This window comes from Rhodococcus koreensis (assembly GCF_900105905.1).
Taxonomy (GTDB): domain Bacteria; phylum Actinomycetota; class Actinomycetes; order Mycobacteriales; family Mycobacteriaceae; genus Rhodococcus_F; species Rhodococcus_F koreensis.
The window spans coordinates 8,023,102-8,048,871 of record NZ_FNSV01000005.1 but is presented as its reverse complement, the minus strand read 5'-3'; the positions used below and the strand labels follow the sequence as shown (position 1 = coordinate 8,048,871).

Annotated in this window: 26 protein-coding genes and 2 tRNA genes; 5 read left to right on the top strand and 23 right to left on the bottom strand. The window is 69.4% G+C overall.

The genetic code is table 11. The features are described 5' to 3' along the window. Window positions 1-100: 100 nt before the first annotated feature. The 6 genes from BLV94_RS41235 to BLV94_RS41210 all read right to left on the bottom strand — a co-directional run bounded on the left by BLV94_RS41235 (window position 101) and on the right by BLV94_RS41210 (window position 3,445). Window positions 101-619, bottom strand: coding sequence for a DinB family protein (locus BLV94_RS41235; protein ID WP_072946659.1), 519 nt, complete (start codon window positions 617-619; stop codon window positions 101-103). 37 nt (window positions 620-656) lie between these two features. Beyond that, window positions 657-1,139, bottom strand: a complete 483-nt coding sequence (locus BLV94_RS41230; RefSeq protein WP_072946658.1) for an adenosine-specific kinase — start codon at window positions 1,137-1,139, stop codon at window positions 657-659. 78 nt (window positions 1,140-1,217) lie between these two features. Beyond that, window positions 1,218-1,832 (bottom strand): maleylpyruvate isomerase family mycothiol-dependent enzyme, encoded by a 615-nt coding sequence (locus tag BLV94_RS41225; protein ID WP_072946671.1) that lies wholly within the window; start codon window positions 1,830-1,832, stop codon window positions 1,218-1,220. A gap of 61 nt (window positions 1,833-1,893) precedes the next feature. Further along, window positions 1,894-1,967 (bottom strand) — tRNA-Ile (locus tag BLV94_RS41220). A 105-nt stretch (window positions 1,968-2,072) separates the two neighbouring features. Further along, a complete protein-coding gene (locus BLV94_RS41215) occupies window positions 2,073-3,248 on the bottom strand; it encodes an AI-2E family transporter (protein ID WP_072946657.1) in 1,176 nt (391 codons plus the stop codon). Window positions 3,249-3,372: 124 nt separating this feature from the next. Further along, window positions 3,373-3,445, bottom strand: a tRNA-Asn gene (locus BLV94_RS41210). 137 nt (window positions 3,446-3,582) lie between these two features. Between BLV94_RS41210 and BLV94_RS41205 the strand changes: the two genes are divergently transcribed. Then, window positions 3,583-3,831 (top strand): hypothetical protein, encoded by a 249-nt coding sequence (locus BLV94_RS41205; protein WP_037226505.1) that lies wholly within the window; start codon window positions 3,583-3,585, stop codon window positions 3,829-3,831. A 15-nt stretch (window positions 3,832-3,846) separates the two neighbouring features. Here BLV94_RS41205 and dnaG read toward each other — a convergent pair whose 3' ends face one another. The 4 genes from dnaG to BLV94_RS41185 form a co-directional block, all read right to left on the bottom strand. After that, the gene (dnaG, locus tag BLV94_RS41200) at window positions 3,847-5,781 is read right to left on the bottom strand and encodes a DNA primase (protein WP_072946656.1); all 1,935 of its coding nucleotides are present in this window, start codon (window positions 5,779-5,781) and stop codon (window positions 3,847-3,849) included. A gap of 48 nt (window positions 5,782-5,829) precedes the next feature. After that, window positions 5,830-7,035 (bottom strand): lipase family protein, encoded by a 1,206-nt coding sequence (locus tag BLV94_RS41195; RefSeq protein ID WP_072946655.1) that lies wholly within the window; start codon window positions 7,033-7,035, stop codon window positions 5,830-5,832. 86 nt (window positions 7,036-7,121) lie between these two features. Next, window positions 7,122-8,420 (bottom strand): deoxyguanosinetriphosphate triphosphohydrolase, encoded by a 1,299-nt coding sequence (locus BLV94_RS41190; RefSeq protein ID WP_072946654.1) that lies wholly within the window; start codon window positions 8,418-8,420, stop codon window positions 7,122-7,124. A gap of 8 nt (window positions 8,421-8,428) precedes the next feature. Then, window positions 8,429-9,121, bottom strand: coding sequence for a YdcF family protein (locus BLV94_RS41185; RefSeq protein ID WP_072946653.1), 693 nt, complete (start codon window positions 9,119-9,121; stop codon window positions 8,429-8,431). A 69-nt stretch (window positions 9,122-9,190) separates the two neighbouring features. Here BLV94_RS41185 and BLV94_RS41180 point away from each other — a divergent pair, with 69 nt between their 5' ends. Continuing rightward, complete coding sequence (locus tag BLV94_RS41180) at window positions 9,191-11,254, top strand: TPM domain-containing protein (protein ID WP_072946652.1); 2,064 nt, start codon at window positions 9,191-9,193, stop codon at window positions 11,252-11,254. Here the strand turns inward: BLV94_RS41180 and BLV94_RS49735 are convergent. After that, the gene (locus BLV94_RS49735) at window positions 11,232-11,453 is read right to left on the bottom strand and encodes a hypothetical protein (protein WP_072946651.1); all 222 of its coding nucleotides are present in this window, start codon (window positions 11,451-11,453) and stop codon (window positions 11,232-11,234) included. The genes BLV94_RS41180 and BLV94_RS49735 overlap by 23 nt on opposite strands. Window positions 11,454-11,463: 10 nt before the next feature. Here BLV94_RS49735 and BLV94_RS41170 point away from each other — a divergent pair, with 10 nt between their 5' ends. Next, complete coding sequence (locus BLV94_RS41170) at window positions 11,464-12,093, top strand: hypothetical protein (RefSeq protein WP_244163769.1); 630 nt, start codon at window positions 11,464-11,466, stop codon at window positions 12,091-12,093. A gap of 7 nt (window positions 12,094-12,100) precedes the next feature. Here the strand turns inward: BLV94_RS41170 and BLV94_RS41165 are convergent, their stop codons facing one another. Beyond that, a complete protein-coding gene (locus BLV94_RS41165; RefSeq protein WP_072946649.1) occupies window positions 12,101-13,492 on the bottom strand; it encodes a glycine--tRNA ligase in 1,392 nt (463 codons plus the stop codon). A 221-nt stretch (window positions 13,493-13,713) separates the two neighbouring features. Between BLV94_RS41165 and BLV94_RS41160 the strand changes: the two genes are divergently transcribed. Both BLV94_RS41160 and BLV94_RS41155 read left to right on the top strand, forming a co-directional pair. Continuing rightward, entirely contained in the window at window positions 13,714-14,079 is a 366-nt protein-coding gene (locus tag BLV94_RS41160) for an ArsR/SmtB family transcription factor (protein WP_072946648.1), read from the top strand. 5 nt (window positions 14,080-14,084) lie between these two features. Next, a complete protein-coding gene (locus BLV94_RS41155) occupies window positions 14,085-14,510 on the top strand; it encodes a Fur family transcriptional regulator (protein WP_072946670.1) in 426 nt (141 codons plus the stop codon). Window positions 14,511-14,513: 3 nt separating this feature from the next. Here BLV94_RS41155 and BLV94_RS41150 read toward each other — a convergent pair whose 3' ends face one another. The 11 genes from BLV94_RS41150 to kdpF all read right to left on the bottom strand — a co-directional run bounded on the left by BLV94_RS41150 (window position 14,514) and on the right by kdpF (window position 25,768). Further along, window positions 14,514-14,915 (bottom strand): hypothetical protein, encoded by a 402-nt coding sequence (locus tag BLV94_RS41150; RefSeq protein ID WP_072946647.1) that lies wholly within the window; start codon window positions 14,913-14,915, stop codon window positions 14,514-14,516. Further along, window positions 14,912-15,721: an isoprenyl transferase gene (locus BLV94_RS41145; RefSeq protein WP_061045323.1), complete on the bottom strand. Its 810-nt coding sequence runs from the start codon at window positions 15,719-15,721 to the stop codon at window positions 14,912-14,914. Before BLV94_RS41145 ends, BLV94_RS41150 begins: the two co-directional genes overlap by 4 nt. Next, entirely contained in the window at window positions 15,687-16,502 is an 816-nt protein-coding gene (gene recO, locus BLV94_RS41140) for a DNA repair protein RecO (protein WP_072946669.1), read from the bottom strand. The genes BLV94_RS41145 and recO overlap by 35 nt, the downstream gene beginning before the upstream one ends. Before the next feature lie 58 nt (window positions 16,503-16,560). Continuing rightward, a complete protein-coding gene (locus tag BLV94_RS41135) occupies window positions 16,561-17,523 on the bottom strand; it encodes an alpha/beta fold hydrolase (RefSeq protein WP_072946646.1) in 963 nt (320 codons plus the stop codon). 88 nt (window positions 17,524-17,611) lie between these two features. Next, window positions 17,612-17,902, bottom strand: coding sequence for a DUF1905 domain-containing protein (locus tag BLV94_RS41130; RefSeq protein ID WP_072946645.1), 291 nt, complete (start codon window positions 17,900-17,902; stop codon window positions 17,612-17,614). 89 nt (window positions 17,903-17,991) lie between these two features. Next, on the bottom strand, window positions 17,992-18,672 hold the full coding sequence (locus tag BLV94_RS41125; RefSeq protein WP_072946644.1) for a response regulator: 681 nt from the start codon (window positions 18,670-18,672) through the stop codon (window positions 17,992-17,994). Further along, window positions 18,669-21,191: a sensor histidine kinase gene (locus BLV94_RS41120; RefSeq protein WP_072946643.1), complete on the bottom strand. Its 2,523-nt coding sequence runs from the start codon at window positions 21,189-21,191 to the stop codon at window positions 18,669-18,671. The genes BLV94_RS41125 and BLV94_RS41120 overlap by 4 nt, the downstream gene beginning before the upstream one ends. Before the next feature lie 7 nt (window positions 21,192-21,198). Beyond that, window positions 21,199-21,849, bottom strand: a complete 651-nt coding sequence (locus BLV94_RS41115; protein WP_072946642.1) for a potassium-transporting ATPase subunit C — start codon at window positions 21,847-21,849, stop codon at window positions 21,199-21,201. Between the two features lie 6 nt (window positions 21,850-21,855). Next, complete coding sequence (kdpB, locus tag BLV94_RS41110) at window positions 21,856-23,958, bottom strand: potassium-transporting ATPase subunit KdpB (RefSeq protein WP_072946641.1); 2,103 nt, start codon at window positions 23,956-23,958, stop codon at window positions 21,856-21,858. Next, window positions 23,955-25,670, bottom strand: a complete 1,716-nt coding sequence (gene kdpA, locus BLV94_RS41105; RefSeq protein ID WP_072946640.1) for a potassium-transporting ATPase subunit KdpA — start codon at window positions 25,668-25,670, stop codon at window positions 23,955-23,957. The genes kdpB and kdpA overlap by 4 nt, the downstream gene beginning before the upstream one ends. Beyond that, on the bottom strand, window positions 25,670-25,768 hold the full coding sequence (gene kdpF, locus BLV94_RS41100) for a K(+)-transporting ATPase subunit F (RefSeq protein ID WP_072946639.1): 99 nt from the start codon (window positions 25,766-25,768) through the stop codon (window positions 25,670-25,672). The genes kdpA and kdpF overlap by 1 nt, the downstream gene beginning before the upstream one ends. Window positions 25,769-25,770: the final 2 nt, after the last annotated feature.

The window sequence follows — 25,770 nt, the reverse complement described above, 5'->3', positions numbered from 1 at the left end:
ACCCTTCGTTCATGTCTGCGCATCTGCTGATGTGACGATAGACACAAACCGGCCGAATTGGAACACGTTCTACCGAATCGGGTCCGGGAATCCGAAACTGTTACCCCGACACGTCGTGGAGGTGATGGATCGGGTCGTGGACGAAATACCTGGCGAGCGTCTCCACCGTGAAGGAGGCGCCGTCGCTCCGCCGCCCGGTCCGCGACCGGAGTTGCGGGTCGACGGCCTCGAAGCCGTCCGCCACCGCGACGCCTGCCGCACGCAGTTCGGCGTCCACGACGGCCGGATCCTGCTCGTTGTATCGCTCGGCGATCGCGGTCTCGTCCTGGTCCCAGTTCGGGAACAGGGGGTCCGTCTGCTCGAGGATGAGCCGGAGCCGGACGTCGAAGATCCGGAACACGTCGCGAACGTGCGCCGCGTATTCGAGGGCCGACCACGTCTGCTCGTCCGGCCGGACCGTCACGTCGGTACGGGTGAGGACCGGCGACCAGGCGTCCGCGTTGGCCCGGACCAGAGCGGGAATGTCCTCGTACCGGGTTGCCGCCGAGTCGAACCCGCAGTCGGGGCACGCCCGGTCGAGGACCCAGGTCCAGTTCTTCGTGTCGGGAGTGATCGCCATGCCGGTCATCGTAGAGCGCCGGGCGAATGCCGCTCGCTCAGAGTTTGTACCCGATCGTCCGCAGCAACGCCTTGCGGTCGGCGATGTCGGCGCTGGTCTCCACACCGGCAGGAGGCTGCCCGTCGATCACACCGGCGATGCCCCGGCCGAGTTCCGTCTCGGCCACGATGATTTCGACGGGGTTGGCGGTGGCGCAGAAGATGCCGCACACCTCCGGCACCTGCTTCAGCGTGTTCAGCACGTTCACCGGATAGCCGTCCTCCAGAAACACGAAGAACGAGTGGCCCGCGCCGACGGCGACGGCGTTGCGCGTGGCCAACTCGACGAGACGGTCGTCGTTGCCGGAGCAGCGCACGAGGCGAGGCCCCGACGCCTCGCAGAACGCGACACCGAACCGGAGGTGCGGACTCACCCCCACCAGCGCCTCGTGCACATCCTCGACGGTCTTGATGAAGTGGGACTGCCCGACGATCACGTTCATGTCGTCGGGCTTGTCGATTGCCACGATCTGCAGGTCCACGATGGCCTCCTCGGGTGACTTTCAGTCTGCTCCGCGCCGGCACCGAGAACAACGACGCGGCACGTGCTGCGCCCTCGGTCAGGCGCCGATGTGGGCGGCGAATTTCGACCGGCCGGGGCCGGTGAGGTCGCCGAGTACGTCACGGCGCCCGGCCATCGCCATCAGCAGCGCTTCTCCGCTTCCACTCACCTGCGGTCCCCGGCCGTAGGACCAGTCGAGATCTGTCGCCACCAGCTTCACCCCGCGGGCTCGCCAGGCGCCGCGGATCAGCGGAGCGAACCGCGCGAAGTCCAGCGCCACTCGCAGCCGCCGCGGGGGGATGGTCCGGGGAATCGCAAGGGGCCGCCGGATGTCCTGTTGATGGATCATGCCGTCGACGAGGGCGATCCTCCCACCGAAACCGGCTGGCAGACCGCTGGGTTCGGCGTGAATGCGCATCAACTCGAGCAGCTGCCCGGGGGTGCGGTCCACGAGGTCGTCGACCCCGAGCTCGTTGACCCGGTCCTGCAGGAACCAGCCCTTCGCGAACCGTACGGCCAGACTGCGAAAGTCGAGCTCGTCGTAGCTGATCACGTGCGCGACCACGTCCCGGACCCGCCACCGCTCGCACAGGCTCGGCGACTCCCACTGCTGCGGGGACAGCCCGGCGAGCAGTTCGGCAAATTCTTCCCGTTCCTCGCGCGCCAACTCCATGGTCTTCACACTGCCCGCATCCGGGCCGACTCGAGAAGGCCGGACCGACCGGGGAAGAGGGTGGGGCGGGCGGGGCTCGAACCCGCGACCAATGGATTATGAGTCCACGGCTCTAACCGACTGAGCTACCGCCCCATCACCGCACTACTCGCTGTCGCGGCCTGCCGATGTTACCGTGCGCCCGCCGCGGGCGCGTAGCCGGGACGAGCCCGTCCCGACAGCGCTTTTCGTGGTCGACGCCTACTCGTCCTGGGCATCGCGGCGTTCTTCGTCGCTCGCGGGTTCGCGTTGTTCGACCGAGGTGACCGTCGCCGGGTCGTCGGCGACGAGTTCGTATCGTCGCCCGTACGTTTCGACGAGGGCCTGGATCGCCGCGACCACCGGGACCGACACCAGCGCGCCGACCGGGCCGAACAGCGAGGCGCCCACGATCACCGATCCGAACGCGACCGCGGGGTGGATCGAGACCGTCGCGGACGTGATGCGCGGGTGCAGCACGTAGTTCTCGATCTGCTGGTAGACGGTGCCGAAGACGATCACCCACACGCCGTCCATGGGCTGGGACGCCGCGGCGATGATCGCGGGGAGGGCGATCGCGAGGTAGGTGCCCAGGGTGGGGACGAACTGCGAGACGATGCCGGTCCACAGTGCCAGCGGCAGCCAGTAGGGCACGCCGATCACCACGAGGAAGATGCCGGTGGCGACCGAGCTGATGGCGGCGAGGATGAGCCGCGACACGACGTAGCCGCCGGCCTTCTCGACCGAGATCTCCCAGACCACCGAGATGACCCGCTGTTGCCGCGCCGGAAACCAGCTGGAGATGGTCCGGCGAAGAGCCGGTCCCTGGGCGGACATGTAGAACACGAACAGCAGCAGCGTCAGCATCTGGAAGACGACGCCGAGCAACGAGGACAACACGCCCAGCACTCCGGGCGTGAATCGCTCGGCGAGGTCCCGGACGGTCTCGGGGGTGAGACGGATCAGGTCCTCACCGGTCGCGAAGTCGGTATCGAACACACGATTGGACCAGTCGGTGACGGAGGACAGCGCGCCCGGCAGCGCTTTGAGAAGCTGGGCGAGCTGCTGGGCGAGCAGTGTCCCGAAGACCGCCAGGAATGCGATGGCGAAGACCAACAGTGCCAGCAGCACCAGCCCGGTGGCGAGGCCGCGCCGCAGTCCCCGGCGCTCGAGCCAGTCGACGACCGGTTCGAGGGTGATGCTGAACAGCCACGCGAGAAACAACAGTCCCAGGAATCCGCGCAGGTTGACGAACAGCCACCCCGACAACTGGTAGGCGGCGACGGCCAGCAGGACGTACAGGATCGAGGGCAGCAACCACCGTGGGGCATCGCTCGTGCCGAAACGCCCGCCCGGCCCCGTCGGTGCTGTCTCGCCGCCGTCCTCGCCCTCGCTCATCGCACACCCCGCGGTCGCTTGCTGCCGATACAGCGGGAATGTACTCGCCCGGGACGCGCACCGATCCGAATTGGCCGGGCGCAGCAGAAAACCCCGCCCGGATGAACCGGACGGGGTTTCGATGCTCCCCCGGCTGGACTCGAACCAGCAACCGTCCGATTAACAGTCGGAAGCTCTGCCAATTGAGCTACAGGGGATTATTCTGCTGTGCTTCGCCGTTCCCGGCGATGCGAGAGAAACTGTAGCGCATAGCCCCACCCCAGTACCAAATCGCCTGCCTGTCGATGCATCAGGCAGGATGGGGAAGGTCGTTGTGCGTCGGGAGGAAGCGGGAATGATGCGGTTGTTGATCGGTATCGCTGCTGGGTACGTGCTGGGTACGCGAGCAGGACGTGCGCGCTACGAACAGATCAGCCGGGCCACCAAGGCCGTGGCCACCAGTCCGGCCACGAAGAAGGTGTTGCAGATGTCACGCCAGAAGCTGTCCGACTCGCTGAACACCCAGCCGAAGCTCGAGCCCATGAAGCCGCTCGACGAGGACACGACCATCCTGGTCCCGCAGGACCAGCTCAAGAAGAAGTAGCCGACGACGGCCGGTTCAGCCGGCCATGCCGTCCCGGTTGGTGTCGCCGATCGCCTGATCGAGCAGGCTCCGGCGGTACTGCTCCAGGGCGACGAGGTCGCCGAGCAGCGAGTGGAACTCGTCCGACGCCGTCGCCGGTGAGATGCGCTGCAGCTTGGACTTCAGTTCCGCCACCTGCTCCCCCACCCACACCTCCTGCAGGCGTGCAATGACGCCGGAGATGTATCGCGGGACGGTGTCGTCCTCGGCGGGCAGCGGTTCGACGGCGAGTTCCGACACCAGGGACGCCGCGGTGACGTCCTCGACTCCCCGGCTGACCGCGTCGACCCACTCGCCGCCGCCGAGGCCCGCGCTGGCGCCGCCTGCCGCGATCATCGACTCGCGGATCACGACGTACGTCGCATGCGTGAACGTCTCCACCGGCAGCGAGTCGAACACGGTCCCCGCGATGGCCGGGTACTGCAACGCACCCTTCAGCGCCTCGCGCTGCGCCCACAGCGTCGGATCGTTCGGGCGGGGCCGGGACAGGCCGACCGGCAACTGAGGGGCGTCCTGGTTCTCGTCCCGGGTCGCCTTCTTCTTGGGGGGCGCGGACACCGACCCGCGGGTGGACGCCCGCTTGCGTGCCTCGTCCCGCACCCGTTGCCGGACCGCGGCGATGTCGTCCCAGCCCACCCAGCCGGACAACTGGACGGCGTAGCTGTCACGCAGCGTCGCTTCCTTGATCTGGGCGACCACCGGCACCGTGCGCCGCAGCGCCTCGACCCGGCCCTCCGCGGTCTCGAGGTCGTGCTCGGTGAGGATCGACTTGACCACGAACTCGAACATCGGGGTGCGACGCGCCACCAGGTCGCGGACGGCGGCGTCGCCGGACTTCTGCCGCAGTTCGCACGGGTCCATGCCCTCGGGCGCCACGGCGACGAACGTCTGCCCGGCCATCTTCTGGTCACCCTCGAACGCCTTCATCGCCGCGGCCTGGCCTGCGGCGTCCCCGTCGAACGTGTAGATGATCTCGCCGCGAAAGTAGCTGTCGTCCATCAGCAGTCGCCGCAGCATCGAGAGGTGGTCCTCACCGAACGCGGTGCCGCAGGCGGCGACGGCGGTCTTGACCCCGGCCAGGTGCATCGCCATGACGTCGGTGTATCCCTCGACCACCACCGCCTGATGCCCCTTGGCGATGTCCCGCTTGGCGAGGTCGAGCCCGAACAGCACCTGAGACTTTTTGTACAGCACGGTTTCCGGAGTGTTGACGTATTTGCCGGGCATGGTGTCGTCGTCGAACAACTTGCGGGCGCCGAACCCGATGACGTCGCCGGACAGGTTCCGGATGGGCCAGAGCAGGCGGCGGTGGAAGCGGTCGATGTGACCACGCCGCCCGGCCTTCGACAGGCCCGCGGCCTCGAGTTCCTTGACGTCGAAACCCTTGCCCAGCAGATGCTTCGTGAGGATGTCCCAGCCGTCGGGTGCATACCCGCACCCGAACTGCTGCGCGGCCTGCGCGTCGAAGTTCCGTTCCGTCAGGTAGTCGCGGGCCGCCTGCGCGTCGGGTTCCTGCAGGCGCGCCGAGTAGAACTCCTGCGCGGCCGCGTTGGCCGCGACCAGCCGGGAGCGGGTGCCGCGGTCGCGCTGCACCGACGTGCCGCCGCCCTCGTACGAGATGGTGTAGCTCAGCCGGTCGGCGAGTTGCTCGACGGCCTCGACGAAACTGATGTGGTCGATCTTCTGGAGGAAGGAGTAGACGTCGCCGCCCTCGCCGCACCCGAAGCAGTGATAGTGCCCGTGGTTGGGGCGGACGTGGAACGACGGCGACTTCTCGTCGTGGAACGGGCACAGCCCCTTCATGGAGTCGCCGCCCGCGCGCTTGAGGGAGACGTACTCCCCCACGATGTCCTCGATCCGTGTGCGCTCGCGAATGGCCGCAACGTCACGATCAGGGATTCTGCCAGCCACGCCCGACAGTCTAGGCGCTCCGCCGCGGCCCGAACTTCCGCCTCGGGGTCAGCAGTTCGACGGGGCGGGAATCCCGGCGAATCGGTCGCCGAGGTAGCCGAACGCGGGGCCGGCACCGAGCATGGTGGCGGTGCCGTGGTCGGCGCCCGGGATCACGTCGAACTGCACGCGCGCGCCCTGTGAGCAGTACCGGGCGACGGTGTTCTGCACCGGCCCGATGGCGACGAGGGGGTCCGCGCTGCCGTGCCAGACGAACATCGGCGTCCTCGGGACTCCCGGATACAGTTCGACGCTGTTCTCGTCCATCACCGCGCGACCGGACGGGTCGGCGAGGATGCCGGGACCGTTGGTCAGGTCGGGCAGCGACTTCCCCGCACCGGCGCCGAGGATCGAATCGGTGCACATGTTGCTCATCTGCGCCCGCAGGGCGAGTCCGTCGCCGTTGAGGCCGTCCCCGAGCGGTGACCGCGTCGGGTATTCACGCTCGAGCCCGATGGCGGCCGCGAAACCCAGGCCGAACGCCTGCGAGCGCGTGCTGCCCAGACGGTCGGCCAGTTCGCCGATGTTGACAGGGGTGCCGCCCTCGGCGGCGCCCACGATGTTCAGTTCCGGCGCGTAGGTGGGTGCGAGCGCAGCGGCCCAGTTGGTCGCCATGGCGCCACCCGAGTAGCCGGCCAGCCCGACCGGACTGCCACCGAGTCCCGCTTCCGGGAGCCGCTGCGCGGCGCGGACGCCGTCGAGGACGAGCCGGCCGCCGAGTTTCGCGGCCCCGTATGCGCTGGTCGGTCCGAGATGGTCGGGGACGGCGACCGCCCAGCCCCGCGCGAGCAGGGCGTTGAGGGCCGGGGCCTCCTGGAGTCCGCCGGTGAACAGCTGATGCGACGGGGCACACTCGAGCCCGAGCGCGTTGACGAACGGCTGATACGACACCAGCGGCCGGTTCGCGGGAGTGCCGCGGGGCACCAGCACCGTGGTGACGGCGGCGATGGGCGCGCCTGCGGAGTTGGTCGACTTGTACTTGACCTGCCAGGCGTCGGCGGTGGGGAAACCGGTGGCGGCGACCTTGCGGCTCGCCAGCACGTCACCGTCGGCGCGTGCCCCGACGTCGGCGGGTGCACCGTAGAACGGGTCGGGGTCCGCGAACGGGTACACGGGTGCGGCCTGTGCCGCGGGTGGGGCCAGCAGGGCGGCGCCGACCGCCACCGCCAGCGCTGCGGACGTCGAACCGATGATCTTGCGCACTGCAGACTTCATCCGGTCTCCCTGACCATTGGGTGCAAGCTGTCTGTAGTCCTATTCGGAGCACCGCGGCGGGCGGATTGGTCCGACTTCGACGCTCGTCAGCCCCAGCTCGCCTGGGCCCCGAGACTGGACTTGTCGACGCGTTCGAGCCTGCTCTCGGTGTAGGAGGCGATCTGGTCGACGACGACCCGGACCCGTGCCGGGTCGTCGGCCGCGGCGTTCCAGGCCGGAACCAGGATCGGGTCGAGCCCGTCGGGTGCGGTCGCGAGCAGCCATTCGGCGACGCGGTGCACGCGGTCCCGCTGCCGTTCCTGCCGCGCCCGGTGGCCGGCATCGGACATCACGAAGTTCAGTGCGAACGTCTTGAGCAGCGCCACCTCGGACGCGACCACCGGCGGGACCACCAGATCGGCGTCGTACCGGGCGACCGGCTTGTCGCCGTGGACGTCGCGGGTCCCGATGATCGCGGCGGTCGCGAACCGGCCCACCAGTTCGCTGGTGAGGTTCTTCAAGGCGACCGAACTGGTGAGCGTGCCGTCGTAGCTGCCCACCCCGACGACGACCGGCAGAAGGCTCAGCCGTTTCGCGGCCTCGACGAGTTCCTCGACGTCGAGTCCCGCGAACTCCGCGGCGCCGAACTCGGCGAGCGCCCGCTGGTCCACCGGATCGGCCAGCGCACGCAGGTCGATGCGCCCGTCGATCACCCCGTCCTCGACGTCGTGCACGGAGTAGGCGACGTCGTCGGCCCAGTCCATGACCTGCGCCTCGAGACACTGGTGACCGTCCGGGGCACCCTCGCGGATCCACGCGAGCACCTCGGCGTCGTCGTCGTAGGCCCCGAACTTCGCGCCCGGGCGCGGCCGGATCCACGGGTACTTGATCGCCGCGTCCAGCGACGCCCGGGTCAGGTTGAGCCCGGCGCTACGTCCGTCGGGGTAGAGCACCTTCGGTTCGAGGTTTGTCAGGATGCGCAGATTCTGGGCGTTGCCCTCGAACCCGCCGCAGCTTTCCGCGACCTCGTCGAGGGCCTTCTCGCCGTTGTGACCGTACGGCGGGTGACCGATGTCGTGTGCGAGGCCGGCGAGGTCGACCAGATCGGGATCGCAGCCGAGACCGTCGGCGATCCCGCGGCCGATCTGTGCCACCTCGATCGAGTGCGTCAACCGCGTTCGCGGGGTGTCCCCGTCCCGGGGGCCCACCACCTGGGTCTTGTCGGCGAGCCTGCGCAGCGCCGCCGAATGCTGGACGCGCGCGCGGTCACGGGAGAAGACGGACCGGTGCTGGGCGGCCGCGATCTGGCTCCCCGGGATCCCGGCCCGTTTCGGTGCCTCGCGGACCCGCCGGGCGACGTCGTGCGCGGAGTACACCTCGCCGAGGGGTGTCGTGTGTGGAGTCATCGAAACGCCTACTGTCCCGCCGTGTAGGGGAAGTCCGCCGAGAAGTGGGTGAGCTGATACCAGATCAACGCCCCTGTCTCCCGGGCGATTCCGTGCAACTGCGATTCGCGGGTGAACACCGCGGGCCCCTGCCGGGTGGGCGCCGTCCACGCCTCGAGGCCGGCGTCGCGGGCCATCGTCCGGGTCCGCAGCGAATGCCACGGGTCGCTGACGAGGACCGCCGAATCGATGCCCTGCGCACCCATCGCCTCACTCACCGCCTCGATGCTGAGCAGGGTGTCGGACCCCTCCTCGACGGCGGTGATGCTGTCGGCGGGGACACCGCGCGAGACCAGGTAGTTCTTCCCGGACGCCGCCTCGGTGTACTCGTCGCCCTCCTGCTTGCCGCCCACCGTGATGACCTCCGGGGCCACCCCGCGCTCGTACAGCTTGTACGCCTGCTCGAGCCTGGCCTCGAACACGGACGACGGCGTTCCCGAGTACTGGGCGGCGCCGAGCACCACGATCGCGTCGGCCGTCGACGTGTCGTCGATCCGCGCGACCTGCCACACCCGGACCGCGGTGCCGAACACCAGGGCCGCCGCGAGGAGAACGACGCCGGCGATGATCCGGCGGGTCCACCGGGCCAGCGTGCCTGCGAACCCCAGACGCGCAGGACGGCGCGGGAGGTCGTGACGTTCACGGCTCGGTGCAGAATTCACTCCCTGATTCTGCCAGCTGTCGCCGAACTGTCCCGATGACGACTCGCCACACCCGATAGATTTGCTGCCATGCCACTCGCACCGCGCCTCGAGCAGACGCCGTCGTCCCACCCCAGACTCCCCTTCCCCGGCACCCGGCGGTTCGCCGCCCTCGGCGCCGTCTCCGCACTCCTGACGCTCGTGGCGATCCTGTTCTCCCCCGCGATCGCGTCGGCGGACGCACCGTTCCGTCTGCCCGGCCAGATCACGGACACCGTCGGGGTGCTCGACGCGGACCAGCAGAGCGACGTCCAGGCCGCGATCGATCAGCTCTACGACGATCACAAGGTGCGGTTGTGGGTGGTCTACGTTCCCGACTTCAACGGTCTCGGCGCCGGACCGTGGGCGGATCAGACGGCGCAGGCGTCGTCCCTCGGCGATCGTGACGCACTGCTCGCGGTCGCGACGGTCGACCGTGAGTACGCCCTCATCGCACCGGACGGTCTGTCCGAGATCACCAGCGACGAAGCCGAGTCGATCCGGGTGGACGCGGTGGAACCCGCCCTGCGCGAGGAGGACTGGGCCGGCGCCGCGATTGCCGCGGCGGGCGGGCTCGGCGACGCGATGAGTCCGGGCGGCGGTATGTCGGTGCGCACACTGCTGATCGGCGGCGGCGTGGTCGTCGTGGGCGCGGGCGGGGTCGTGCTGTATTCGCGGAAGAAGAAGCACGACCGGTCCCGGGCCGGCGTCGAGGCGGCGCGCAGCATCAGCCCCGAGGACACGGCCGCCCTGACGGCGCTGCCGTTGCCGACCCTCGACGAGCGCGCCAAGGAGGTGCTCGTCGAGACGGACGACGCGCTGCGCACGAGCCAGGAGGAACTCGAACTGGCCCGCGGCGAATTCGGCGAGCAGGCCACCGCCGCGTTCACGGCGGCGTTCGACACGGCGAAGTCCACCCTCGCGGCGGCGTTCACCGTGCGTCAGCGGCTCGACGACGCGATCCCCGAGACCCCGCAGCAGCAGCGGGAGATGCTCATCGACATCATCACCTCGTGCGGGCGCGCGGACCGCGAACTCAACGAGAAGGTCCAGGAGTTCGACGGTTTGCGGGACCTGCTGATCAACGCCCCCGACCGGCTCGACGCGCTCACCCGCGACATGGTTGCGCTGACCGTGCGCATCCCCGACTCCACCCGGACCCTCGCCACCCTGCAGACCGAATTCCCGGCCGCCGCACTCGCTTCCGTCGCCCACAACGTGACGATGGCGGAGGAACGGCTCGCGTACGCCGAGAAGGCCGTAACGGAGGGCCGGGACGCCGTCGCCCTGCCACCGGGCAAGCAGGGACCGGCGGTGTCGGCGATCCGCGGCGCCGAGGGCGCCCTCGAACAGGCCCGGATCCTGCTCGACGCCGTCGATCACGCCGCGGAGGACATCCGGCACGCCATCGCCACGCTGCCTGCCGCGATCACCGACGTGGAGGCGGGGATCGCGGCCGCGGCCCAGTTCACCGAGCAGGGTGGGGACCGGCTCGCGGCGGCGCGCACCGCGGCCGAGGCCGCGCTGGCGGCGGCCCGGACCGCCGCGGACACCGACCCGCTCGGCAGCTTCACCCAGATCGTGAAGGCCGACGCGGAACTCGACGCGGTCCTCGCCGAGGCGCAGGAATCACGGCAGCAGGCCGAGCGTGCACAGCAGCGTCTCGAGCAGGACCTCGTGGCCGCGCAGTCGCAGGTCACGGCAGCATCGGACTTCATCGGCACCCGCCGCGGCGCGGTGGGAGCGGAGGCCAGGACCCGCCTGACGGAGGCACAGCGGCACCTGGCGGAGGCCCAGCAGTTGCGCACCACCGACGCCTCCCGCGCGCTGCAGCACGCCCAGGCCGCCGCGAGCCTGGCCGCCGACGCGCTGCGGCTGGCGCAGAACGACGTGAGCCGCTGGGAGTCCCGTCAGCGCCCCGGGCCCGGTGCCGGCGGCGGGAATGCCACCGGCGCGATCCTCGGGGGCATCCTGATCGACAGCATCCTGCGCGGCGGATTCAGCGGCGGCGGCAACTGGGGTAGCCGCGGCTCCGGCGGCGGCCGCGGCAGCGGTCCCCGTTCGTTCGGCGGGCCGAGCAGTTCGGGCCGGATCAGCGGGGGCGGCCGATTCTGACGTCCTCCCGAGCATTCGTCGCACTCGCCTGCGTCGCGGCCACCTGCTGCGGCGTCCTGCCGGGCTGCGCGGGCGGGCGAGACGCCGGGGACGAGCCGGCGATCCCGCTGTCGGCGGAGGCGTACCGCAGCCGCGAGGACGACGCGGCGGGCGGCCGGATCCACGTGCGGATCGCGAATACCGGCGGCGCGCCCGTCACCGTGACATCCGTGGCGCTGGACAGCCCGGGCTTCGAGGCGGCGCCCGAAACCGGGCGGGTCGTCGAACTCGGCCCCGGCAACCGGATCGACGTCGAGGCCGAGTACGGCACCGTCCGCTGCGACACCCGACCGGAACCGGCGTACGCCGTGATCGGGGTCACCGGTCAGGGCGCGTCGCCCGTGCGGGTGCCGCTCGCCACCCCGTACGACGTCCTCGGCCGCATCCACGACGGAGATTGCGCCGCAGAGGAACTGGCGCGGGCCGTCCCGGTGACACTGATCCCGGCGGCGACGCCGCCGGAGCCGGCAGCGCCCCTCCCCGCTCAGCTCCTCGTGAGCCGGGGAACAGCGTCGGGTGACGTCCGGGTCGACGAAATCGGCGGCAGCGTCCTGTACGCCCTGCGCGGGGCGCTGCCCGCCACCATGCGGGCGGACGAGGACCGGCTGAGCATCGACATCACGATCGACGCGGCACGCTGCGACCCGCACGCACTCGCGGAATCGAAGAAGCCCTTCGTCTTTCCGCTGTGGATCGCGGTCGGCTCCTCGGCACCGGAATACTCGCGTATCCCGGTGTCCGAGGAAAACCGGCGAATCCTGACGAACTATCTGACCACCACCTGCGACGCGCGCAGGTGACCGCGGATCAGGAACCGATGAGGCGCTGCGCCAGGTAGCCCTCTACCTGGTCGAGCGCGACCCGCTCCTGGGCCATGGAGTCGCGTTCACGCACGGTCACGGCGTGATCCTCGAGGGTGTCGAAGTCCACGGTGATGCAGAACGGCGTGCCGATCTCGTCCTGACGGCGGTAGCGGCGGCCGATCGCGCCTGCGTCGTCGAACTCGACGTTCCAGTGCTGGCGGAGCGTCGCGGCGAGATCCTTCGCCTTCGGCGTCAGGTCCGCGTTACGCGACAGCGGCAGCACCGCGGCCTTCACCGGGGCGAGACGACGGTCCAGACGCAGCACGGTGCGCTTGTCGACGCCGCCCTTCGCGTTCGGCGCCTCGTCCTCGGTGTACGCGTCGACGAGGAACGCCATCAGCGAACGCGTGAGACCGGCTGCCGGCTCGATGACGTACGGCGTGTACCGCTCGCCGGAGGCCTGGTCGTAGTAGTTGAGATCGGTGCCCGAGTGCGTCGAGTGCGTCGACAGGTCGAAGTCGGTGCGGTTGGCCACACCCTCGAGCTCGCCCCATTCGCTGCCCTGGAAGTGGAAGCGGTACTCGATGTCGACGGTGCGCTTGGAGTAGTGCGACAGCTTGTCCTGCGCGTGCTCGTACAGCCGCAGGTTGTCCTTGTTGATACCCAGACCGGTGTACCAGTCCATGCGGTAGTCGATCCAGTACTGGTGCCACTCTTCGTCCTCGCCGGGCTTGACGAAGAATTCCATCTCCATCTGCTCGAACTCGCGGGTGCGGAAGATGAAGTTGCCGGGGGTGATCTCGTTGCGGAAGCTCTTGCCGATCTGGCCGATGCCGAACGGCGGCTTCTTGCGCGACGTGGTGAGCACGTTCGCGAAGTTCACGAAGATGCCCTGCGCGGTCTCCGGGCGGAGGTAGTGCATGCCCTCTTCGCTCTCGACCGGGCCGAGGTACGTCTTGAGCATCATGTTGAAGTCGCGGGGTTCGGTCCACTGGCCGACCGTGCCGCAGTCGGGGCAGCCCACGACGTCCATCTGGACGTCGTCCGGGTTGTCGAGGCCCTTCTTCTCCGCATACGCCTCCTGCAGGTGGTCCTGACGGTGACGCTTGTGACAGTTCAGGCACTCGACGAGGGGGTCGTTGAACACGCCGACGTGGCCGGACGCCACCCACACCTCGCGCGGCAGGATGACCGAGGAGTCGAGGCCGACGACGTCCTCGCGGCTGGTGACCATGTTGCGCCACCACTGCTTCTTGATGTTCTCCTTGAGCTCGACACCCAAGGGGCCGTAGTCCCAGGCCGACTTCGTGCCTCCGTAGATCTCACCGCACGGGTAGACCAGGCCACGACGCTTGGCGAGATTGACGACGGTTTCGACTTTGGACTTCGGTGCCACTCGGGTGCTCTCCATCTGGGTAATAGATGCATGGTTCACGTGCGCTTTTCGGATCCCAGCCTATCTGTCCGATCACGGTCGGTTCACCCCGCCGGTTGACATGCGTATTCGTGCATATCAAAATGGAATCGATTTGCAATAAGATGGGGTGTTCCTCCCGGGGCCGACGGCCACGCGGCCACGGTCCCGTCCACTGTCCGGCACACCGAAGGAGATCACTGGTGAGCGTCGTCGATCCCGGGGATCTGCATCCGTTCGAGGCGGCCCCGCATCCGTTCGAGGCCGCTCCCCCGGCTCCCGTGCCGTCGAAGGAGACGCTGACGGCGGCCGGGGACATCCTGCGTGCCCTCGCCGCCCCCGTCCGCATCGCGATCGTCCTCCAACTCCGCGAATCGGAACGGTGCGTGCACGAACTCGTCGGAGCGCTCGGCGTCACACAACCACTGATCAGCCAGCATCTTCGCGTGCTCAAGGCCGCGGGCGTCGTGCGCGGCGAACGCACCGGACGTGAGGTCCTCTACCGCCTGGTGGACGACCACCTCGCCCACATCGTCGTGGACGCCGTCGCGCACGCCGAGGAAGGATGAACGCCTTGACCCAGAACACCGGCCAGCGCAAGCCCGTCGTCGTGGGAGTCCGCGCCACCAAGCAGCGCAGCGCCATCTCCGCACTCCTCGACGACATCGAGGAGTTCCGGTCGGCGCAGGAACTGCACGACGAACTCCGCAAGCGCGGCGAGGGCATCGGGCTGACAACCGTCTACCGCACCCTGCAGACGCTCGCCGACGCCGGCACCGTCGACGTCCTGCGCACCGACACCGGCGAATCGGTGTACCGGCGCTGCTCGTCCGGACACCACCACCACCTGGTCTGCCGCGCGTGCGGCTACACCGTCGAGGTCGAAGGGCCGACCGTCGAGCAGTGGTCGCAGTCGATCGCCGACGCCCACGGTTTCTCCGACGTCAGCCACACCATCGAGATCTTCGGTCTCTGCAAGGACTGCAACGCGCCGCGGTGAACGTCAGGGGATCAGCCCCTGCCGGGCGGTGTCCGCGCCGCTCAGCACGAGGAGCAGCATCGTGGTCAGCGCCTCGTCCACGAGTCCGGCGGCGGGGAACGTGTAACGCAGGATGACGTCCGCGAGCCTGCCGTGACCGAACACCGCGATCGAACCGAACTGCAATGCGCCGTTGCGCTCCGCGACCTTCTTGTGCAGCGCGGCGCTGACCGGACGATCCCAGGCCAGGACGCACGTCATCGACAGCACGTCGAGGCCGTCGGTGAGAGTCATCGCACTGATCGAGCACAGCGCCCCGGCGTATTCGAAGCTCAGCGAGCCGTCCTCGGCCCGGGCGACGGTGGCGAAATGCTCCAGTGCGTCCGCTGCCCGCCCGAGCAGTGCGGGCGCCCCGTCGACGGTCATTTGACGCCACCGAACCGGCGGTCACGCGACGCGTATTCGACGCACGCCGCCCACAGGTCGCGGCGGTCGAAATCGGGAAACAGCTTCTCCTGATACACCATCTCGGCGTAGGCCGACTGCCAGATCAGGAAGTTGGACGTGCGCTGCTCGCCGGACGGCCGGAGGAACAGGTCGACGTCCGGCATGTCCGGCTCGTCGAGATAGCGGGCGACGGTCGCCTCGGTGATCTTCTCCGGGTCGAGCTGACCCGCCGCGACCCGCCTGCCGATCTCCTTCGCCGCGTCGGCGATCTCCGCGCGACCGCCGTAGTTGACGCACATGGTCAGGTTCATGACCGTGTTGTGCTTCGTCAACTCCTCGGCGATCTCGAGTTCCTTGATGACGCTGCGCCACAGCTTGGGCCTGCGACCCGCCCACCGCACCCGCACCCCCATCTCGTGCATCTCGTCACGGCGACGACGGATCACGTCGCGGTTGAAGCCCATCAGGAAGCGCACCTCCTCGGGGCTGCGTTTCCAGTTCTCGGTGGAGAACGCGTACGCCGACAACCACTCGACGCCCATCTCGATGCACCCGCAGACGGCGTCCATCAACACGGCCTCGCCGCGTTCGTGGCCCGCGGTCCGAGGCAGTCCCCGCTCCTGCGCCCAACGGCCGTTGCCGTCCATCACCAGCGCGATGTGCCGGGGCACGAGTTCGGGTTGCAGGCCCGGCGGGCGGGCGCCCGAGGGATGCGGGTCCGGCGGCCGGATCTGGCGCTCGGCCCCGGAATTATGCGGAGCTCGGGGTTCGCGTCGTCGAATCACGGTCCCCATCCTGCCTGACCGAATCCTCCGCCCCTACCGCCGCATGCGGTCGTGCGCGTTCGATCAGCGGGAGAGTGCGGAGTTGCCGTTCGAGGTGCCACTGCAGATGCGCCGCGACCAGACCGCTGGCCTGCCCCCACAACGACTCGGGCACCTGCTCGGTGCTCGCCCAGTCGCCGCGGAACAGGGCGTCCATCAGGTCGAGGACACCCGGGGACGGGGTGGCGGCGCCCGGCGGCCGGCACTGGACGCACACCGCTCCCCCGGCGGCCACGTGGAATGCCCGGTGCGGGCCGGGTGCGCTGCACCGCGCGCAGTCGTCGAGGGCCGGCGCCCACCCCGCAAAACCCATGGCCCGCAACAGGAAGGCGTCGAGGATGAGCTCGCACGGCCGGTGGTGTTCCGCGACGGCCCGAAGCGCCCCGACCGTCAGGCGGTGCAGCTGCAGCGCCGGGGCCCGTTCCTCGCCGGCGAGCCGCTCGGCGGTCTCGAGGATCGCGCACGCCGTGGTGTACCGGGAGTAGTCGTCGACGATGTCGGTCGCGAACGCGTCGACCGTCTGGACCTGGGTGACGATGTCGAGGTTGCGGCCCGGGTAGAGCTGCACGTCGATGTGCGCGAACGGCTCGAGGCGGGCGCCGAACTTGGACTTCGTGCGGCGCACCCCCTTGGCGACCGCGCGCACCAGACCGTGCTGCCGGGTGAGGAGTGTAACGATACGGTCGGCCTCGCCCAGCTTGTGCTGGCGCAGGACCACCGCATTGTCTCGATACAACCTCACCGGTCCAGTCTCCCACGCCCGGGCGGCCACATTCCGCAGGCCGAGCCGCATGCGACGGTCAGGGCTCGCTGCGCCCGTCGCGCACGGCGTCGACGACGTCGCGGACCCCGTCGACGACGAGTTGCGGCTGCTCGATGTTGATGTTGTGGCCGCTGTTCGTGTTCGTGACATGTTCGGCACCCGGTACGAGCTGGGCCAGATCCTCCTGCGCCTTCGGCTGCACGGCGTCGAGGGCCGGGCCGTAGCCGGGATCGATGTCGGCGGGGAGGCTTCCGTTCGCGACGCCCTCCGCGATCTGCGGCGCCACCGAGCGGTCGGCGGAGAGTACGACGAGCGGCTGGGGCCGGATCGGTTCGGCGGCGCGGATCTCGTCGAAGCTGCGGACGAAGTCGACGCGCTCGAGATCCGGGTACTCGTCGAGACTGTCCTGCGGCGGTTCGTTGAGGCGCAGGAACTCCTGGAACTGCTCCGGGGGCAGGAGTGTCTGCAACTCCTCCGACTGCGCGTCGATCAGCACCAGGCCCGCCACCTCGTCGGGATGGGTACCGGCGAAGAGTCTCGCGATCTGACCGCCGTAGGAGTGGGCGGCCAGAACATAGGGACCGGGCCCGGCTGCATCCGTGGCGCCCAGCAGCGACTGGAGGTCGGCGACCGCGTCGCTGGTGGTGATCGGCTGCCGGACCGGGTCGCTGCGGCTCACTGCATCCCCGCCCAGCACGACTCCCGGCCGATCGTACGAGCAGACTCGCGTGAACTCGGCGACTCCGTCGAAGGCCGAGGTGCTCGCCGGATCAGCCGTCATCGTCCACTGATCGGCACCGAACCGGAGACCGGACACGAACACGACGGTCGGCGTGCCCGTGCCCGCACACTCGAGATAGATGTTCCGGCCCCCGCCGATGTCGACGGTGCCGGCGAATTCCTCGCTCGTGTTGCCGTCGTCGCCCGTTCCGCACGCGGCGACGAGCACCACGACCCCCAGCGTGGGGAGCCATCCCGACAACCGCGGCCACCTCGGCACGAAACACCTCGAAACCCGTCCGGAAACGCGGACCGCTTCCGGATGATCCGTACCCCGTGCTCCCCGGATCAAACCCGGGCAGCCCACATCAGCTGAAACGCTGCTCGAGGTGCACCGTCACCTCGACGCCGGCCGCGTCCTTGCCGATGAGCTTGCACAGTGCGATCTTCAGGGGAAGCCAGTGCGGACCCTCGCCCGAGGGCATCAGGGTGGCATTGAACGGGTGGCCGTCGATCGTCCCGCCGACCTTCACCGGCCGCCTCGTTCCGAGGAGTTCGGCGGAGTCCGGCACGGTCACGTACGTCGCGAATGCCCCGTCCTTCTGGATCGGCGCCGTAAAGGTGTGCGCGAGCGGTTGCGGGGTCTTCGGTGCGGGCATTCGTGGCTCCTCCGGTCGAGTGTGATGCTGCGGTCGAAGGTAAGACTCCCGGACCGGGCCCGAATCATCGGTCGTGAGCGGGATCACGGTCACACCTGGAACCGGTACCCCATTCCGGCCTCGGTGATGAGGTGACGCGGGTGCGACGGGTCGTCCTCGAGTTTGCGCCGCAACTGCGCCAGATACACCCGCAGGTAATGGGTCTCGGTGGCGTACGCCGGACCCCACACCTCCCGCAGCAGTTCCTTCTGGCCCACCAGCTTGCCCTTGTTGCGCACGAGCATCTCGAGCATCCCCCACTCCGTCGGCGTCAGGTGCACCTCGGCGCCCGCCCGCCGCACCGTCTTCGCAGCCAGGTCGACCGTGAACGAATCCGTCTCCACCACAGGCTCGCTCGTGTCGACGGCCGTCGTCGCCCGGCGGGCCGCGGCCCGCACCCGGGCCAGGAACTCGTCCATCCCGAACGGCTTGGTGACGTAGTCGTCGGCGCCCGCGTCGAGGGCTTCCACCTTGTCCGCGGAATCGGTGCGCGCCGACAGCACGATCACCGGCGCCGGGCACCACCCGCGCAGGCCCGCGAGCACCTCCGTGCCGTCCATGTCGGGCAACCCGAGGTCGAGCACGATCACGTCGGGCGGTCGCTCGGCCGCGGCGCGCAGTGCTGCAGCCCCGGATGCGGCGGTCACCACGTCGTATCCGCGCACACTGAGATTGATTCGCAGGGCGCGGAGAATCTGCGGTTCGTCGTCGACGACGAGGATTCTCGTCATGGGTGCTCCCCTCCCGCCCCGGCCAGTTCCACCACCATCGTCAGACCACCACCGGGGGTGTCGGTGGCGCTGATGGTGCCGCCCATCGCGTCGACGAATCCGCGGACGACGGAGAGCCCGAGCCCGACTCCCGTGGTCGTGTCGCGGTCCCCCAGCCGCTGGAACGGGGCGAACATCTCCTCCGCCCGGCCCCGCGGAATTCCCGGGCCCGTGTCGGCGACGGTGACGACGGCACGGTCTCCCACCGCCGCGGCACCGACCCTGATCACGGAGTCCTCACCGTAGCGGAGCGCGTTGTCGATCAGATTCGCGAGCACCCGCTCGAGCAGGCCCGAATCCGCCATCGCCGCGACCGTTCCGACGTCGACCTCGACCCGTTCGCGGGCCCGTGTCCCGGTCCGGCCGCCGATTCCCAGCCCCACCAGCGCCCGGTGCACCACCTCGTCGAGGTACACGGGCCGCAGCGTCGGGGTCACCACTCCCGCCGCGAGCCGGGACGAGTCGAGCAGGTTGCCGACGAGAGAGGTCAGGACGTCAGCCGATTCCTCGATGGTCGCCAGCAGTTCGGCGGTGTCCTCCGGGGAGAAGTCGACGTCGTCGCTGCGCAGGCTGGACGCAGCGGCCTTGACCGCGGCGAGCGGCGTCCGGAGATCGTGGCTGACGGCGGACAGCAGCGACCGCCGCAGCCGGTCGGCCTCGGCCAGCGCCTGCGCCTGCCCCGCCTCCTGCGCGAGTTCCGTCTGGCGGATCATGCCCACGGCCTGATTCGCGACGGCGAGCAGCACGCGGCGGTCCCGGGCGTGCAGTTCGCTGCCGCGGAGGGCGAGCGCGTACTCCCCTTCCCCCACCTCGCAGACCGTGTCGGCGTCGTCGACGCTCGCCGGTGGATGCGGCCCGACCGACCCGACGAGACCGCGGTCCCGGTGCAGGACGCTCACGGACTCCTGACCGTACGTCTCGCGCACCTTCTCGAGCAGCGTGCCGAGATCGGCCCCCCGCAGCACCGATCCGGCGAACAGCGCCAGCAACTCGGCCTCCTGCGACGCCCGCCTGGCCTCCCGTGAACGCTTGGCGGCCGCGTCGACCAGGACCGCGACGGCGACGGCGACCACGAGCAGCACGACCGTGGTGATGAAGTTGTCCGGCTCGGCGATGGTGAAGCTCCGCACCGGCGGCGTGAAGAAGTAGTTGAGGAACAGACCCGAGATCAGCGCGGAGAACGCTGCGGGGGCGACACCGCCGAGCAGCGAGACGAGCAGCACCACGATGAAGAACAGGGCGCCCTCGCCGACCAGCCCGAGCCAGCGGTCGACGGCGCTCATCACCACGGTCGCCACCGACGGCACGAGGACCGCGGCGATCCAGGCGATCATCGTGCGGGACCGCGATCCCACCGGCGACAACCGCCTCAGCCGGTGGGATTCGCCGTGGGTGACCATGTGCACGTCGATCGACCCCGACTGGTGCAGCACGCTCGCACCGATTCCCTCGTCGAAGATCCGCGCCCACCGTGAGCGTCTCGACGTGCCCAGCACCAGCTGGGTGGCGTTCGCGGTCCGGGCGAAGTCGAGGAGTGTGGTCGGGACGTCGTCGCCGACGACGCTGTGCAGGCTCGCCCCGATACTCGCGGCGAGCGTCCGCACCTTGCCCATCTCCGGGGCCGACACGCCGGCGAGGCCGTCGCCGCGCACCACGTGCACGACGATCAGCTCGGCGCTGGACCTCGACGCGATCCGCCCTGCCCGCCGGACGAGTGTCTCCGATTCCGGTCCGCCCGTCACCGCGACCACCACCCGTTCCCGGGCCTCCCACGTGTCGGTGATCTTGTTCTCCGCACGATATTTCGCGAGTGCGGCGTCGACCTGATCGGCGACCCACAGCAAGGCCAGTTCGCGCAGCGCGGTGAGGTTTCCTTTCCGGAAGTAGTTGCTCAGTGCGGCGTCGACCTTCTCTGCGGCGTAGATGTTGCCGTGGGACAGCCTGCGGCGCAGCGCTTCCGGGGTGATGTCCACCAGCTCCACCTGGGTGGCGGCGCGCACCACCTCGTCGGGGACCGTCTCCTGCTGCACCACCCCGGTGATCCGCTGGACCACGTCGTTGAGGCTTTCGAGATGCTGGACGTTGAGCGTCGAGAGGACGTCGATGCCCGCGCCGAGCAGAATCTCCACGTCCTGCCAGCGTTTCTCGTGGACACTGCCCGGCGTGTTCGTGTGCGCGAGTTCGTCCACGAGCACCAACGCCGGCCTGCGGGCCAGCACCGCCTCGACGTCCAGCTCGCGGCCGAGCGTGCCGCGGTAGGCGATGACCTTCGGCGGAATCAGTTCGAGGTCACCGAGTTGCGCCGCCGTGCGGTCGCGGCCGTGGGTTTCCACCACGGCCGCGACGACGTCGCACCCCCGTTCGCGGCGGCGGTGCGCCTCGCCGAGCATCGCGAACGTCTTGCCGACACCCGGTGCGGCGCCGAGATAGATGCGCAGTTCGCCGCGCCGGCGTTCGCCTACGGGTCCGGTACCACTCACCTCGCCATCATCCACCAGCTGTCGGGGCGGTGCACCGAGGAACGGTCAGGCCGAGGGCGAGATTCAGTTCGAGGACGTTCACCCGCTGCTCCCCGAGGAACCCGAGTTGCCGTCCCTCGGTGTTCTCGTCGACCAGCTGCCGGACGCGGCTCTCGCTCAGGCCGTTCACGTGTGCGACCCTCGGCACCTGCAACGCGGCGTACGCGGGGCTGATGTGCGGATCGATGCCGGAACCCGATCCGGTGACCGCGTCCGCCGGCACGGACTCGGGTTGCACCCCCTCGCGGGCGGCGATCGCGTTCCGGCGCTGGGTGACGAACGCCGCCAGGATCTCGCTGCTCGGTCCCTGGTTGGTGGGCAAGGCGGTGGCGGGGTCGCCCGGTGCGAACGGATCCTGTGCGGCGACCGACCCGGTGACCCGGTTGTGGAAGAACGGGTCCGGGTCCCCTGCCGGCACCTGCGGGTCGACACCGACCCACCGGCTCCCGACGACGCACCCGGTGGTGTCGCGGACCGGCGAACCCTCCGCCGCGCCGGCGCCGATCCGGCTCACCCCCCACACCGCGGCGGGGTAGAGCACGCCGAGAACGGCGGTGAGTGCGAGCAGGACGAGGAGTCCGGCCCAGGTCTGCCGGAGCAGTCCGATGAGAAAACGCATGCGAAGTCACCCAATTCCGGGAATGAGACGGACGACGAGGTCGATGAGCCAGATACCGGCGAACGGTGTGATCACGCCGCCGAGGCCGTAGATCAGCAGGTTGCGGCCCAGCAGTTTCGACGCCGACGACGGCCGATAGCGAACACCTTTCAGCGACAACGGGATCAGCGCCACGATCACGACGGCGTTGAAGATCACCGCCGAGAGGATGGCCGATTCCGGGGTGGCCAGACGCATGATGTTCAGCGTGTCCAGCTGCGGATAGATGACGCTGAACAGCGCGGGGAGGATGGCGAAGTACTTGGCCAGGTCGTTGGCGAGGGAGAACGTGGTCAGCGCACCTCGGGTGATGAGCAGCTGCTTGCCGATCTCCACCACCTCGATGAGCTTGGTGGGATCGGAATCGAGATCCACCATGTTCCCGGCTTCCTTCGCCGCGGACGTGCCGGTGTTCATCGCGACCCCGACGTCCGCCTGGGCCAGGGCCGGGGCGTCGTTGGTGCCGTCACCGGTCATCGCGACCAGCCGGCCGCCCTCCTGTTCCTTGCGGATCAGCGCGAGTTTGTCCTCGGGTGTCGCCTCCGCCATGAAGTCGTCGACACCGGCCTCGGCCGCGATGGCCTTGGCGGTGAGCGGATTATCGCCGGTGATCATCACCGTGCGGATTCCCATCGCCCGCAGTTCCGCGAACCGCTCGGCGATGCCCGGCTTCACCACGTCCGACAGCGCGATCACACCCAGCACCGTCGGCGCATCCGCGTGGATCGAGGCCACCACGAGGGGTGTTCCGCCGGCCTGCGCGATCTCGTTCACCGCGCCGGTGACCGCGGGCGAGGTGTGTCCGCCGAGCGAATGCACCCAGTTCAGCACCGCGTCGCCGGCGCCCTTGCGGATGCGGGTGCCGTCGATGTCGAGCCCGCTCATCCGGGTCTGCGCGGTGAACGGCACGAACTCCGCTGCCCTCTCGGCCTCGGACGGCGCGGGGTCCAACCCGAAGTCCCGGGCGCACAGGTCCACGATGCTGCGCCCCTCGGGAGTGCCGTCCGCGAGGCTGGACAGCCGTGCCGCCGTTGCCAGCTCGCTCGCGGACACTCCCGGTGCGGGATGCAGGGCGGTGGCCTGCCGGTTGCCGAACGTGATGGTGCCGGTCTTGTCCATCAGCAGGGTGTCGATATCGCCGGCGGCCTCCACCGCCCGCCCCGACATCGCCAGGACGTTCCGCTGCACCAGCCGGTCCATCCCGGCGATCCCGATGGCCGACAGCAGGGCGCCGATCGTGGTGGGGATCAGACACACCAGCAGCGCGATCAGTTTGATCGGGTCCTGTTCCTGCCCCGCGTACAGACCCATCGGGCCGATCGCGACGACGGTCAGCAGGAAGACGATCGTCAGCGACGCCAGCAGGATGTTCAGCGCGATCTCATTCGGCGTCTTCTGCCGCGCCGCCCCCTCCACGAGGGCGATCATCCGGTCCACGAACGACTGCCCGGGGGCCGCGGTGACGCGGACGACGATCCGGTCGGACAGCACGGTCGTGCCGCCGGTGACGGCGCACCGGTCACCGCCGGATTCGCGGACGACGGGCGCGGACTCGCCGGTGATCGCCGATTCGTCCACGGTGGCGATGCCCTCGACGACGTCGCCGTCGCCCGGGATCACCTCACCGTCGACGACGACCACGCGGTCGCCGACGACGAGGTCGGTGCCCGGCACCGATTCCAGAGCGCCGCTCGCCGTGATCCTGTGGGCGACCGTGTCCTGCTTCACCTTCCGCAGGCTCGCCGCCTGCGCCTTGCCCCGCCCCTCCGCGACCGACTCGGCGAGGTTCGCGAACAGCACGGTGAACCACAGCCACGCGGTGACCGCCCAGGAGAACACCGACGGGTCGGCGATGGCCATGACGGTGGTGACGACGGAACCGACGAACACCACGAACATCACCGGGTTACGGGCGAGGTGCCGGGGGTCGAGTTTGCGCAGCGCGCCCGGCAACGCCGTCACCAGCTGGGCGGGACTGAAGATCCCGGCCTTGACGGGCGCCGGGGCGTGGCCGCCCTCGGGCGGCGTCGTCGGCTCGGTCGCCGGACGACTGGTCACGTTCACACTCACTGCAGGGCCTCCGCGATCGGTCCCAGCGCGAGGGCCGGGAAGAATGTCAACGCCGCCACGAGCACGACGGTGCCGGTGAGCAGCCCGGTGAACATCGGACCCGCCGTCGGCAGGGTTCCGGCGCCCGGGGCCGTCTTCTTCTGCGACGCCAGGGATCCGGCGAGCGCGAGGACGAAGATGATCGGCAGGAACCGGCCGAACAGCATGCACACGCCGAGCGCGGTCTGGAACCAGTCGCTCGTGACCGTCAGCCCGCCGAACGCGCTGCCGTTGTTGTTCGACGCCGACGCGAACGCGTACAGCACCTCCGAGAATCCGTGGATCGATCCGGGACTGCCGGGGTCGCCGCTGTTGCCCTGGTAACCGGTGGTCGAGGACAGGATCACGGTGATGCCCGTTCCGATCAGGACCAGCGCGGGCATCACCAGCACCGACAGCGCGGCGAGGGTGATCTCCCGTTGCCGCAGTTTCTTGCCCAGGTACTCGGGTGTGCGGCCGACGAGGAGTCCACCGACGAAGACGGCGATGAGGGCGAGGACGAGAATGCCGTAGAGCCCGGTGCCCACACCGCCGGGCGCGATCTCCCCGAGCAGCATGTTCAGCAACACGGCTCCGCCACCGAGCGGCGACAGGCTGTCGTGGGCGGAATTCACCGCGCCCGTGGACGTTCCCGTGGTACTCACGGCGAACAGTGCGGTGCCCGGAATGCCGAAGCGGACTTCCTTGCCTTCCATCATCGCGCCTGCCGCGGAGGCCGCGACGCCGCGTCGTCCCGATTCGGCGGCCAGGGTGACGGCGAGCAGTGAACCCCACAGGATGCCCATCACAGCGAGCAGGGTCAGGCCCTGGCGGTGCCCGGACACCGCGCTCGCTCGGTCGTGAGGATCGCCGACCATGGTGCCGAACGTGCGGGTGAGGGACACCGGGATCAGCAGGATCGCGAGGATCTCGACGATGTTGCTGACCGGGGTGGGGTTTTCGAACGGGTGTGCCGAGTTCGCGGCGAGGATGCCGCCGCCGTTGGTGCCGAGTTCCTTGATCGCCTCCTGCGAGGCGACGGGCGCCAGGGCGTTGGTGACGGCATTGCCGTCCAGGCCGGTGGATTCGAATCCCGTGTGGAATGACTGGATCACGCCCTGGCTCAACAGAATCAACGCGATGACGAAGGAGAACGGCAGCAGAATCCGCAGACTGCCGCGGGTGAGGTCCACCCAGAAGTTTCCGATCTCACCGCCGCGGGCCACGCGGACGAACCCGCGGATCAGCGCGACCGCGACGGCCATGCCGACCGCCGCGGACACGAAGTTCTGCACGGCGAGTCCGACCGGCTGGGTCAGGTTGCTCATCGTGGTCTCGGGGGCGTAGGACTGCCAGTTGGTGTTGGTCACGAACGACACGGCCGTGTTGAACGCGACCGCGGGGCTGACCCCGGTCAGGTCGCCGGACAGCGGCAGCACACCCTGAATGCGTTGCAGAACATACAGGAAGAGCACGCCGGCCATCGAGAAGCCCAGCACGCTGCCTGCGTAGCCGTACCAGGTCTGCTCCGTGTGGGGGTTGATGCGGCACAGGCGGTACAGCACGGATTCGACCCGCAGGTGGCGGCGCGATTCGTAGACGCGGGCCATGTAGTCGCCCACCGGCACGTACAGCACCGCGAGGACCGCGATCACGAACGCGATCTGCAGGCCGGCCGCGAGGGCGGGCGTCATCAGAACCGCTCCGGGTCGATGAGCGCCACCAGCAGATACACGACGAGCGCCGCCGCGATCGCGACGAGGGCGACAGCAAGTATTCCGGCGCCGGTCATTT

Coding starts and splice junctions, on each gene's coding strand:
- BLV94_RS41180 (WP_072946652.1), top strand. CDS start 9,191: ATGCCACTCGCACCGCGCCTCGAGCAGACGCCGTCGTCCCACCCCAGA.
- BLV94_RS41125 (WP_072946644.1), bottom strand. CDS start 18,672: ATGACGAGAATCCTCGTCGTCGACGACGAACCGCAGATTCTCCGCGCC.
- kdpF (WP_072946639.1), bottom strand. CDS start 25,768: ATGACCGGCGCCGGAATACTTGCTGTCGCCCTCGTCGCGATCGCGGCG.
- BLV94_RS41190 (WP_072946654.1), bottom strand. CDS start 8,420: ATGACTCCACACACGACACCCCTCGGCGAGGTGTACTCCGCGCACGAC.
- BLV94_RS41205 (WP_037226505.1), top strand. CDS start 3,583: ATGATGCGGTTGTTGATCGGTATCGCTGCTGGGTACGTGCTGGGTACG.
- BLV94_RS41130 (WP_072946645.1), bottom strand. CDS start 17,902: ATGCCCGCACCGAAGACCCCGCAACCGCTCGCGCACACCTTTACGGCG.
- BLV94_RS41115 (WP_072946642.1), bottom strand. CDS start 21,849: ATGCGTTTTCTCATCGGACTGCTCCGGCAGACCTGGGCCGGACTCCTC.
- BLV94_RS41195 (WP_072946655.1), bottom strand. CDS start 7,035: ATGAAGTCTGCAGTGCGCAAGATCATCGGTTCGACGTCCGCAGCGCTG.
- BLV94_RS41225 (WP_072946671.1), bottom strand. CDS start 1,832: ATGGAGTTGGCGCGCGAGGAACGGGAAGAATTTGCCGAACTGCTCGCC.
- kdpA (WP_072946640.1), bottom strand. CDS start 25,670: ATGACGCCCGCCCTCGCGGCCGGCCTGCAGATCGCGTTCGTGATCGCG.
- BLV94_RS41215 (WP_072946657.1), bottom strand. CDS start 3,248: ATGAGCGAGGGCGAGGACGGCGGCGAGACAGCACCGACGGGGCCGGGC.
- BLV94_RS41235 (WP_072946659.1), bottom strand. CDS start 619: ATGGCGATCACTCCCGACACGAAGAACTGGACCTGGGTCCTCGACCGG.
- BLV94_RS41150 (WP_072946647.1), bottom strand. CDS start 14,915: ATGACCGTCGACGGGGCGCCCGCACTGCTCGGGCGGGCAGCGGACGCA.